Origin of the sequence: Prosthecobacter sp. (assembly GCF_044226605.1) — a bacterium.
Taxonomy (GTDB): Bacteria; Verrucomicrobiota; Verrucomicrobiia; order Verrucomicrobiales; family Verrucomicrobiaceae; genus Prosthecobacter.
Genome location: NZ_JBGAGS010000009.1, coordinates 81,906 through 93,171, shown reverse-complemented (window position 1 = coordinate 93,171; position 11,266 = coordinate 81,906). Strand labels below are relative to the sequence as shown.

Genomic DNA, 11,266 nt, shown 5'->3' with positions numbered 1-11,266 from the left:
CGTATTCAGCGTGTCTCTTCTCTTTACCGGGTGAAGCCACCGAAGCTGCCGCCGAAGCCACCTCCGGAGCCGCCGCCGCGGTAACCGCCAAGGCTGCCGGGATTGCTTCGGTAGCCGCGATAGTAGCCAGGATGGTGGTGATGAGGATAGTAGGGACGACGATAGGCATAGCCGCCGCCATAACCGACGCAGGAAGTCAAGGGGCCTGCAACGAGACTGATGGAGCAGAGGAGGAGAAGTTTTGTTTTCATACGATGGGCGAGTTGGGACGCCGCGGGCGGAAAAGGTGTGCGGTTCCGCGAGGGACGGGTTTGAGGAGGCAGCAAGTTTTCAGCCAGTTCATCATCACGACATAAAAGCAGCGCCCAGAGGAATGCTTTGGGCGCTGCGTGAAGAAGACGGTTTGAAAGTCAGAGCAGGCTGAGGGCAGCCGCCGAGAGCTTGTTCTTTTTAGTGGTGGTGGCCACCAAAGCCGCCTCCATGGAAGCCGCCGCCCGAGTGGCTAAAACCACCCGTGTGGCCGAAGCCGCCGGCATGGGTGTAGCCACCATGATAGCCGCCGAAGCCGCCGGGACGATAACCACCGTAGCTGGGGCGATAGCTGGAAAAGCCAGTGCGACCATAGTAGGGGCTGCGGTAGCCGCCATAAACATAGCCGGGGCGGTTGTAGTAATAGTTGTTGTAGAGGCCGAAGCCGCCCAAGCCACCGTAGTAGCCCGGGTAGTAGTTGTTGTAGCCGTAACCGTACCCGTAACCAGTACCGTAGGGCGCAACGCATGAGCTAAGCGATCCGAGAGTGATCACCGCCGCGAGAAGGAGCATGAATTTCTTTTTCATAGTCACAGAGGGTTTGTTCATTGAATTCGACGCTCCCTGCCGGGCTGTATTCAAAAAAACGCGCCCTGATTGTCCCGCAGGGGATTTGGATTCCTTCTTCCCATCGGCGCGCGACCGTGCCAGCATCAGGGCCACCATGAAGCTGCTGCTCCCTTTCGCCCTTGTTTTTGCCTGCGTCTGCACCGCCCCCGCCCAGCAGAAAAGCGGGCCGGTCCTTTCACCGGAGGTCCAGGATGACCACAGCGTCGTCTTCCGCCTGCGTGCACCCAAGTCCCAAAGCGTGGCGGTGCGCGGCCAGTGGGACAGAAAAACGACCGCCATGACGAAGGATGCCGAAGGCCTGTGGACGCTGAGCGTGCCCAGCGTGCCCGCAGGAGTGTGGGAATACAGCTTTGTGGTGGATGAACTCAGCATGATCGACCCTGCGAACACGGCGCAGAAGCCGCAGCGCAGCCCTACTTCGAGCATTCTGCACATCCCCGCGAATCCGCCTGCGCCGTGGGATTTTCAGGATGTGCCGCATGGGACGGTGCACCAGCACACGTACCTTTCCAAGGCGCTGAACAAGCAGCGCGGTGCGTGGGTGTACACACCGCCGGGGTATGAAGCGGGCACGCAGAAGGAATACCCGCTCTTTGTGCTGCAGCACGGCTCCGGCGACCGCCACGAGACGTGGGTGCAGCATGGGAAGGCGCACTGGATTCTCGACAACCTCATCGCCGCCGGCAAAGCGCAGCCGATGATCGTGCTCATGATTGACGGCCATCCGCTGGGCCAGGTGCCGCGAGACATGGCGGACCGCCGCGCGCTGTCGCTGGCTGCTTTCAAAAACGAACTTTTCACGGATGCGATCCCGCTGGTGGAAAGCCACTATCGCGTGTCCAAAGATCCTGCGCAGCGCGCTCTGGCCGGGCTCAGCATGGGCGGCTGGCAGGCGCTGAGCATCGGCATGACGAACCTCGACCGGTTTGCGTGGATCGGCTCTTTCAGCGGTGCGGTGGATGAGAATGAGATCAAGCCCGCACTGGACGATGCGGCAGGAACGAATGCGAAGGTGAAGCTGCTGTGGATCGCCTGCGGAGAGAAAGATTTTCTGCTGGAGCGCAACCACCAGCTCATTGAGAATCTCAAGAGCAGCGGCGTGAAGCATGAGTGGCACGAGACGGCGGGAGATCATTCGTGGCCGGTGTGGCGGAATTATCTGACGGAGTTTGCGCCGAAGCTGTTTCGGTGAGGAGTGTCAGTCCAAGCTTTCGGATCGAGGATACCACTGATGTTCAATCCACCCATCGAACCTGCTGTTCCGTTTACCGAAATGCAACTGGCCTCGATCGAACAGGCCCTTGGGCGACCGCTGCCCAGGGAGTATCGAGATTTCGCCTCTGTGTATGGAGGCGCATTCGTGGGTGGATCTGTCGATGGAAAGGCGGAGTTTCCGATTCTGACCTTTTTCGGTGTCAAAGCGGTGCTGCTCAGACTGGACATACACGATGATCTGAAGGCGGACGGAGTGCTGCCTGTCGCCGACTGCGAGATGGGCAATCTCTATGTGATTGACCGTCAGAACGTGGTTCACTACATCAACTATTACGGCGGACAAACCATTGCGCGACGAGTGGCGGATTCGTTCGACGACATGCTCAAGCGCATTGTTGTGTCAGAAGAATAAAGATTCACGCGCTCATCCTGCATGCCTCAGCCCCACTTGCGCATTGCCATTGTTGGTTCCGGAACGGCAGGACCTGCGGCGGCGATTTATCTGGCGAGGGCGGGGCATGGGGTGACGTTGTTTGAGCAGGCGCCGAAGAAGCTGCCGGTGGGGGCGGGATTCATGCTGCAACCCACGGGCATGGCAGTGCTGCATGAGCTTGGGCTCGCGGATGCGCTGCTGCCTCACATCGCGAAGATTTCCAAACTCCATTGCCGCACGCGATCCGGCCGGGTGCTGCTGCATCTGCCTTATGCGGAGCTGGGCCGTGAGCTTTTTGGTGCAGGGACTCATCGCGCGACGCTGCTGGATCTGCTGCTGGATGCCGCCGAGGCGGCGGGTGCGGAGATTCTCTGGAACACGCACATCGCGAAACTGACGCGGGATGGTGCGCAGCGTCCGAGTTTGCACGACTCGAACGGCGCGGCGCACGGACCCTATGATCTGCTGCTCATCTGCGATGGTGCGCACTCCACGCTGCGGGATCAGAGCGGGGTGCCGGCGCGTGTGAGCCGCTATCCGTGGGGAGCGCTGTGGTTCATCGGCCAACGCACGCCGGAGTTTGATCCGCAGGTGCTATGGCAATGCGTGGGCTCCACGCGCGAGCTCACGGGCTTTCTGCCCACTGGCACGCGGCACGATCTGCTCAGTTTGTTCTGGAGCATCCGGCTCGATCAGATCGAACGCTGGAGGAACACGCCGCTGGCGGAATGGAAGCGGGATGTCCTCGCGCTGGCACCGCAGGCGGAGGGTTTTCTTTCGCAGATCGAGTCGCACGCCCAGGTTGCCACGGCGGCGTATCACGACGTGCGGATGAAGCGGTGGCACGGAGAGCGAGTGGCCATTCTTGGCGATGCCGCGCATGCGCTGAGTCCGCAGCTTGGACAAGGGGTGAATCTGGCGCTGATGGATGCGGCGGAGCTGGCCCATGCACTGGCCGCGCATTCTTTGCCTGAAGCGCTGGCGCAATACTCGCGCATCCGGCGCAAGCACCTCCGCTTCTACCAGTTTGCCACACGATGGACGACGCCGTTTTTTCAGTCGGATTTTCTGCCGCTTGGCTGGCTGCGCGATCTCGCCTTTCCCATCATCCAGCGCGTCCCACCTCTGCGGCGGCAAATGACGGCAACGATGGCAGGCGGGAAGACGGGACCGTTTTCGAGTTTGAAGGCGGGTGTCGATTATTCCTGAGTGGACCCGAAACGCGAGTGCATGCGCCTACAACAACCGTATGTCTGGCGCCTTTTCCCCTTGAATGACCAGATCCTTCTAGGCTAGAACAAAGGAGCATGCTTTCCCATTCATGAGCGCCCTGGTACCGGCAATCTCTGACGAGACTGAGGCGTCAACCACGCATGAGACCTTCTTTGCCACGCTTCTAGACCAGGCGCCCGGGGGCATGTACGTTGTGGACGACGAGTTCCGGCTTATCCGTGTGAATGAACTGGCGCGGCATGTGTTTGAGCCGGTGGAGCCGGTGATCGGGCGTGATTTCAGTGAAATCGTGCGTGAGCTGCGCGGGCAGCAGCGCAGCGAGCATCTTACGCGCCTGTTCCGCCACACGCTGGAAACTGGTGAGCGCTACCGGAGCCCTGGCGCGGAGGAAAGCCAGGGCCGAAACTACGAATGGGAGCTTCAGCGCACGATGCTGCCGAATGGCAGGCACGGCGTGGTCTGCTACTTTTCAGACACCACGGTGCGAGAGCAGGCGCGTGTGGAGGCGCTGCATGAACTCTCCGCCCTGCGCCTGCTGCAGGAGTTCAGCGTGCGTCTGATCCAGCAGGACAACTCGTCGGAGCTGCACCAGCACATTCTCGACACCGCCATCGCCATCATGCGCGCGGACATGGCCAGCATTCAGATGTACGACGAGGGGGAAAAAACGCTCCGGCTGCTGGGCTGGCGCGGGTTTCATCCACTTTCCGCTGCATACTGGTCCACCGTGGGTCTCGATTGTTTCACCAGCTGCGGCCAGGCGTTGCTTCAGCGCAAGCGCACCTTCATCAACGATGTGGAAGCCAGTGCCAAACTGGCAGGCACCGCGGATCTGGAGGAGTTTCGTCGTTCGGGCATCCGTGCCTGCCAGACGACGCCGCTGCTTTCCCGATCTGGCCGGCTGATCGGCATGGTCTCCACGCAGTGGCGTCAGCCGCACCTGCCCACGGAGGATGACCTGCGTCTGTTTGACCTGCTGGCGCGGCAGGCGGCGGACATCATTGAGCGTGCGCAGGCCGAGGAGGCGCTGCGGGCGAGCGAGAACTTCAACCGCAGCATTGTGGAGGGAAGCCGTGACTGCATCAAGGTGCTCGATCTCGACGGCAAGCTGATCTCCATGTCCCAGCGCGGGCAGGAACTGCTGGGAATCGAGGATTTTCGACCCTTCGTCGGGCAGTCCTGGGTGGAGATGTGGGAGGGTGCGGAGCGTGAGGCTGCGCGTGCGGCGGTGCAGGTCGCTGCGGCGGGAGGCAGCGGCCGCATGGTGGGGCGTGCGCGCACCCTGCGGGGTGAGTACAAGTGGTTTGACGTGGCGCTTTCTCCCATCCCGGAGGCGAACGGAGCGGTGCTGCGGCTGCTGGCCAGTTCACGGGACATCACGGAGCGGCGGCAGGCGGAGCTGGACGCCCAGCTGCTGGCGGAGGTCAGCCAGGAACTGACCACGCTGGACAGTGTGGAGGAAATCGTGCGCGTGGTGGGCGCCAGACTGGGCCCGCACATGGGGCTCTCCCTTTTCAACTATGTGGACATCGACGACGCCACAGGCGAATGCGAAGTCATGCACGCCTGGCATCGGCCGGATGTGCCCAGCTCCCTGGGAAGATACAAGCTGGCGGAGTATCTCTCCCCGGAATACCAGGAAACCCTTCGCAAAGGCGAGCCTTTTGTGATTTGCGACACCGGCAACGATCCGCGCACGGATGCGCAGGCCTACGAGCCGCTGCGGATGAAGGCTTTTGTCTGCATGCCGCTGGTGCGGGAGGGAGTCTGGCGCTTCACCCTGAACATCCACCATTCCGAGCCGCATGTGTGGCGGGCTGAGGAGATCGAGCTGCTGCGGGAGCTGACCACGCGAATCTGGACGCGCCTGGAGCGCATGCGGATGGAAAGCGCGCTGCATGAAAGCGAGGCGCGCTTCCGCACCATGGCCAATGCCATCACCCATCTGGCGTGGATGTCCCGTCCGGACGGCCATGTCTTCTGGTACAACCAGCGCTGGTATGACTACACCGGGAAGACGCCGGAAGAGATGGAAGGCTGGGGCTGGCAGAACGTGCATGACCCCGAAATACTGCCCGAAGTGATCGCGCGCTGGAGTGCAAGCGTAACCAGTGGAGAGCCTTTTGACATGACCTTTCCCGTGCGTGGCGCGGACGGCGTCTTCCGCGCCTTCCTTACGCGGGCCATTCCGCAGAAGGACGCCGAGGGCCGGGTGACGCTGTGGTTTGGCACCCTGACGGACATCAGCGAGCTCAAGCGCATCGAAGCCACGCTCGCAGACCGCGTGGCGGATCTGGCGCGTGCTGACCGCAGCAAGGATGAGTTTCTGGCCATGCTGGCGCATGAGCTGCGCAACCCGCTGGCACCGCTGCGCAATGCCACGGAGCTGCTGCAGACCGCCGGCGCCAGTGCTGAGGATCAAGCCCAGGCGCTGGACACCATCAGCCGCCAGATCGGCAACATGACACGCATGATTGACGACCTGCTGGATGTGGCGCGCATCACGGAAGGGCGCATCGAGCTGCGCCGCCAGCCCCTGCGCCTGGAGGCAGTGCTGACCGCCGCCACCACGCTGCAGCGCTCCAGCTGTGCCGCACAGCAGCAGGAGCTGACGCTGCACCTGCCAGAGGAGCCCTTGTTTGTGGACGGGGATGCCACAAGGCTGGAGCAGGTGTTTGGCAATCTCCTGAGCAATGCCTGCAAATACAGCGGGGAAGGCTCGCGCATTTCCGTGACGGCAGAAACAAGCACCTGCGCCAGCACGGGACAGCCGGAGGTGATCGTGAGCGTGCGTGATGATGGCCACGGCATCTCCCCGGAACTTCTGCCGCATGTTTTTGACCTGTTTGTGCAGGCCAGCCGAGCGCTGGACCGCTCGCATGGCGGGCTGGGCATCGGCCTCAGCCTGGTGCAGCGGCTGGTGCGGCTGCACGGCGGCACTGTGGAGGCGCGCAGCGCGGGGCTGGGCCATGGCAGCGAATTCATTGTGCGCCTGCCCATGCTCACTGCCACACCCTCGGCACCTGCACCGGCCCCTTCTCCGCCCGCCAGGCGGGAAACTCCGCGGCGCATGCTCATCGTGGATGACAACACAGACTCCGCCTGCAGCCTGGCCATGTTGCAAAAACGCCGCGGGCACGAGACGCGCGCCGTTTTCACCGGCCCGGACGCCCTGGCCGCCGCTGCCGAATTCGCCCCGGAGGTCGTGCTGCTGGACATCGGACTGCCAGGCATGGACGGCTTTGAAGTGGCCCGGCAGCTGCGCAGCATGCCCTCCATGTGCGGGAGCCTCCTCGTGGCCATGAGCGGCTACGGCAGCCATGAAGACCGCGCCACTGCGGCGCAGGCCGGATTTGATGAATACCTGGTGAAACCGCTCGACCTCGGTCTTTTGCGCCAGCGGCTGGAGCAGCATGGCTCCGGCAGCGGTGCTGGCGCGGCTCAGGGGTGAGCGGCTTTTGTTTTGGCGGCAGCGGCTGGAGCGAGTGCAGCTACGGGGACGACGGCGAGTTCGTTGGCGGCATGGCTTTTATGCGTGTAGCCGATGTAGAGGCGGCCTTCGTGCTCGATGGCGTAGGGATAGCTGAAGTCGGCCTTGGGATCCGAGACTCCTGGAGTGCCGGTGAAGACGGAAGGGCGGATGAGAAAGACTTTGCTGAAGACGTTTTCTCCCGGTCGAGTGACAGCGATGGTGAGCGGAGAGCGGCGGCCTCCGGTGTCTGCCGTGGTGGTGCATACGAGGTAGCGCTGGCCGGTGCTGAGGGTGCCTGCGTAGGGCTTGCTGGTGGCCATGGGAAGATTGGAAGGTACGGCGGGCTTCCAGGTGCGGCCGTAGTCCTCACTGGCGCTGACCAGCGCCTGCGCTTTCTGGCCGTAGCGGGAGATATTGATGATGCGAGTGCCATCCACGATCACGGTGCATTCGCCCCAGACATTGCCGAGACCGCGCACGACTGGGATGACGACGAGATCCCAGCGGGTGAAGTCATCTCCATGGCTGATGGCCACGGCAGGGAGGTCACCTTTGAAATCGTAGCCTTTGGAGACACGTGCGCCGGCCATGATCCAGTTGCCGTCTGCCATTTTCTGCGGCTCCTGCATGGGCCAGAATCCGGAGTCAACGACCACGCCGTGTGGCTCCCATGCGCCGGTGGTTTCATTCAGCGTGTAGGCGCGTGTGTGCGTGCGCTGGAAGCGGTCATAAAAGGCTCCCATGAAGGCCCACAGTTTGTCTTTGTGGGAGAGAAAGACGCCGTGGCTCACGCCGAGGCTGCCCTCTCCGGAGTCCATCACGACTGGTGGGCTCCACGTGTGGCCGGCGTCGTCGCTGATGCGGACATGAGCTTCTTCGGTAGGAGTGTTTTCGCTGCCTTTGTTGAAGCCGTAGGAGGCATAGAGCTTGCCTTTGTGCCAGGCGAGACCGACGCCGAGCGTCCAGCGGGCGCCGTCTGCATCCGGGGCACGCTTTTTGATGACGTGGAACTCGGTTCCCTGCAGCAGTGGCAGATCTGCAGCGGCGGGGAGCTTCTGCGTGGCGTCCCACAGAGGGAAGTCGGCGGTGAGAGACTTCGGGAGATCATGTGTGGCCTCGATGGGATGATAGGCTGCGGCAATGTCTGCGGCTGACATGGCGTGTGACTCGATGCGTGCCTCATCCAACGCTCCGATGAACTGCTGGCGGGGTCTGCCTTCATCGAAGATGCCACCGAGTGTGACCGGCGCGGCGGTGGCGGGGATGGGCTGAGTGAGCTTGATGTCTCCAGCGGGCTGTCCATTCAGATACAGAGCGGCGCGTTCGGGAGTGACCACCAGTGTGGCGAGGTGCCAGCGGCCTGGCTGCAAGGGCTGCGCGCCGGTGATCTCGCTCCAGCGCTTCTGCTGCTGCAGGTGCGCGCGCAGTCTGCCGTCCGGCTCCACGGTGATGCCCCACTGGCGCTCGCCGAGCGAGTAGCGGTTTTTGCCGATGAGCATCTGCTGGCCACCGTGGAGGGAGTAGGGATTGAACCAGACGGAGGCGGTGAAAGTGGAGCCGCTGACGAGGGCGCTGCTGTTCTTCAGTTCGATCACGGATGCGCCATCGAGCACCAAGCTCTGCGCCACCGCACCGGGCGCGGAAGCGGCCTCTCCATGCAGCAGGAGCGCGCTGTCCACGGTGTCCAGCGGCCAGACTTCGGCGAGGCAGGCCAGTGGCAGAAGAGTGCAGAGAAAGAGTAGGGGTTTCATGGGAAGGGCTGAAAAAGATTCGCTGCTGCTGGTATGCCGATGGGTGGATTTGGCACAGGCGGGGGCGGTGGTGGAATGATCAATCGCGCTCGCGGCTGCGTTTTCAATGCAGGGAAAACGGCGCGCCTCCTTTTGATCTTTGCCGCATAGACTGAAGCCTGATTTCGCATATCCACCGACGCATGAATTTCACCGATGTACGCAAGCTTTCCGAACTGCGCTCTGTGCTGGAGGGCTTTGCCGCGAGGCATGCCGCCATGAACGCAGGCTCCGCACCGGCGGCGCTCAAGCAGCTGCGCGCGCTTCTGAAACGTGTGACGCACGCGGTGCGGCAGCGCGACTATGCGGCCTTTCGGAGTGCGGACCGCGAGCTGCACGAGTGCATCATCCAGCTGGCGGATCTGCCGCTGCTGCGAGAGACGTGGCGGCGTGTGTGGGACAGTTTGCTCACGTTTCATCAGCAGGGCTTTGAGGATTACTTTCCTGACAATCGTGTGCTGGCGGATGAGCATGAGCATCTGGTGGAAACCATCGCGCTGGGAGATCCCGCAGCGGCTGAAGATGCGGCGCGCAGCCATGTGGAGGCGGTGTGGTTTCGGATCGCCGAGGCCATGCCGCATGCGTCCGAGCCTGCGGGCGATCCGCTGCAGCGTGCTGCCGCGCATCTGGCCTTTCGCCTGCACTGCCCGCTGAAGCTCACGGAGGTGGCGCGCGAAGTCGCCTTCACCAGCCCCGGGAATTTGAGCCGACTGTTTCGCCGCCGTCACGGCCTGAGCTTTCAGGCGTACCTGCAAAAGCTGCGCCTGGAAAAAGCGGCGGAACTTCTGAGCCTCACCCGCCTGTCCGTGGCCCGCATCGCGCGTCGCGTGGGGTATCGGGATGTGTCGAGATTTGGCCAGCATTTCAAACGCGCCTTTGACGCGACACCCGTGGAGTATCGTGTTTCGCGGCGGTGATGCTGAGTGCTTACGGTTTCGTTTCCTGGGTGCGGAGCTTGCCAAGCACTTCCAGTGATTGCTTTTCGATGATGTCCGCCGCTTTCGTGGTGAGGTAGGAGTGTTCGCCGAACCAGGTCTCGTAGCTGCCGCCTTCAAAGGCTTTGGCGCTGGGGACGTAGCCGTGGGCGCCGTTCGTTTGCTCCACGGTCATGGTGTGCTTGAAGGGAGACTTCTTTTTGATGTCCATGGCGATGCTGCAGAAGAGCTCGTCCGCATTGGTCACGATGGCGAAGTCTGAGCCGATGCGGATGCCGGTGAGGGAGTAGAGGTAGCTCGGCTTCTCGCGCTCCTTCATGCTGGTGTAGGCTTTGCGATAGTGCTCGAGCTGGCCGGGCCAGTTGCGTGCGACTTCGGCTTCTTTGAATTCGGGGTGTTCGCGGCCTGGCATCTGGAATTCGCGAGCGTCGATGGCGAGCGTGGGTTTTGCCATGGGCTCCAGGCGCTCGAGGCAGTGGAGGATTTCGCCGCCGAGGCGTTCCTGGAAGAGATCGCGCCGAACGCTGTAGATGGGGTTCACGTCGCCGCAGGCACCGGTGAGGAAGAGGGTGGGCACCGGGTAGCCAAGCGCTTTCTGCACGTGCAGCTCCACATCGCCGGGATAGTCGGCGGAGATGAGGGGTGCGCGGTTGTTGGCGGCGTGGCAGGCGAAGTTGTAGAGGATGGCTTTGTATTTTCCGTCTGCGCTGCGCACTGCGAGGAGATCGAAGTCGGGATCGGCAGGAGCTTCGGCGGGATACTTGTCTGACTCGTCCGGTTTGAGCTGCCAGCGGTTCCAAGCGTGGCCGTCTTTGATGACGCGGCGGCACTCGGCCACGCCTTCCGCGCGGCCGCGCGCCATGCCGAGCGTGCAGGGTGTGAGATCCTGCGCGGCTTTGCTCACAGCTTCCGTGATGGGCGTGACGAGCTTGTCTGGATAATAGGGCCAGAGCGGGCCGGAGTGCGTGTGCGAGGAGCAGATGATGACGTTTGCTGCCGGAATGCCGGTGGCCTGCTCGATGCTGGCGCGTGCCTTCACGGTGAGCTCCACGGGATACTTCAGTGTGTCCAACGTGACGATGGCCACCTTGGTGTCGTTGGCTGAAAGCACGAGGGCGCGCACGTAGAGGCGTGTCTTTACCTCGGAAGTCTTTTTGGGGGAAGGCGATCCTGCGAGTGTGACCTCACCTGTGGGCGTGATGTCCACGAGGCCTGCGCCGGCGTTGATCTCATTTTGGGGCCGTTCTGTTTTTGCAATCGTGACAAGGAAGCCAAGCGACAAGACGATCAGCAGGGATTGTTTCATGGA

The 11,266-nt window shown here is 62.5% G+C and carries 9 protein-coding genes; 5 read left to right on the top strand and 4 right to left on the bottom strand.

Annotated elements, in window-relative coordinates:
* Window positions 1–23: 23 nt before the first annotated feature.
* Together ACILSO_RS13875 and ACILSO_RS13870 are read right to left on the bottom strand one after the other, a co-directional pair.
* Window positions 24–251, bottom strand: a complete 228-nt coding sequence (locus ACILSO_RS13875) for a hypothetical protein (protein ID WP_395738020.1) — start codon at window positions 249–251, stop codon at window positions 24–26.
* 199 nt (window positions 252–450) lie between these two features.
* Window positions 451–837, bottom strand: a complete 387-nt coding sequence (locus tag ACILSO_RS13870) for a hypothetical protein (protein ID WP_395738019.1) — start codon at window positions 835–837, stop codon at window positions 451–453.
* Window positions 838–973: 136 nt separating this feature from the next.
* Between ACILSO_RS13870 and ACILSO_RS13865 the strand changes: the two genes are divergently transcribed.
* The 4 genes from ACILSO_RS13865 (at window position 974) to ACILSO_RS13850 (ending at window position 7,211) form a co-directional block, all read left to right on the top strand.
* Entirely contained in the window at window positions 974–2,071 is a 1,098-nt protein-coding gene (locus tag ACILSO_RS13865; protein ID WP_395738018.1) for an alpha/beta hydrolase-fold protein, read from the top strand.
* 39 nt (window positions 2,072–2,110) lie between these two features.
* Window positions 2,111–2,506 carry an SMI1/KNR4 family protein gene (locus ACILSO_RS13860; protein WP_395738017.1) on the top strand — a complete coding sequence of 132 codons (396 nt, stop codon included), beginning with the start codon at window positions 2,111–2,113 and terminating at the stop codon, window positions 2,504–2,506.
* Between the two features lie 21 nt (window positions 2,507–2,527).
* Window positions 2,528–3,736, top strand: a complete 1,209-nt coding sequence (locus ACILSO_RS13855) for an FAD-dependent oxidoreductase (RefSeq protein ID WP_395738016.1) — start codon at window positions 2,528–2,530, stop codon at window positions 3,734–3,736.
* Window positions 3,737–3,848: 112 nt separating this feature from the next.
* Window positions 3,849–7,211, top strand: a complete 3,363-nt coding sequence (locus ACILSO_RS13850) for a PAS domain-containing protein (protein WP_395738015.1) — start codon at window positions 3,849–3,851, stop codon at window positions 7,209–7,211.
* Here the strand turns inward: ACILSO_RS13850 and ACILSO_RS13845 are convergent.
* A complete protein-coding gene (locus ACILSO_RS13845) occupies window positions 7,202–8,983 on the bottom strand; it encodes a LamG-like jellyroll fold domain-containing protein (protein WP_395738014.1) in 1,782 nt (593 codons plus the stop codon). The two genes, ACILSO_RS13850 and ACILSO_RS13845, sit on opposite strands and share 10 nt — an antisense overlap.
* A 182-nt stretch (window positions 8,984–9,165) precedes the next feature.
* On the opposite strand from ACILSO_RS13845, the gene ACILSO_RS13840 reads away from it, so the two are divergent.
* Window positions 9,166–9,939 carry a helix-turn-helix domain-containing protein gene (locus ACILSO_RS13840; RefSeq protein WP_395738013.1) on the top strand — a complete coding sequence of 258 codons (774 nt, stop codon included), beginning with the start codon at window positions 9,166–9,168 and terminating at the stop codon, window positions 9,937–9,939.
* A gap of 10 nt (window positions 9,940–9,949) precedes the next feature.
* Here ACILSO_RS13840 and ACILSO_RS13835 read toward each other — a convergent pair whose 3' ends face one another.
* On the bottom strand, window positions 9,950–11,263 hold the full coding sequence (locus tag ACILSO_RS13835; RefSeq protein ID WP_395738012.1) for a hypothetical protein: 1,314 nt from the start codon (window positions 11,261–11,263) through the stop codon (window positions 9,950–9,952).
* Between the last annotated feature and the right edge of the window lie 3 nt (window positions 11,264–11,266).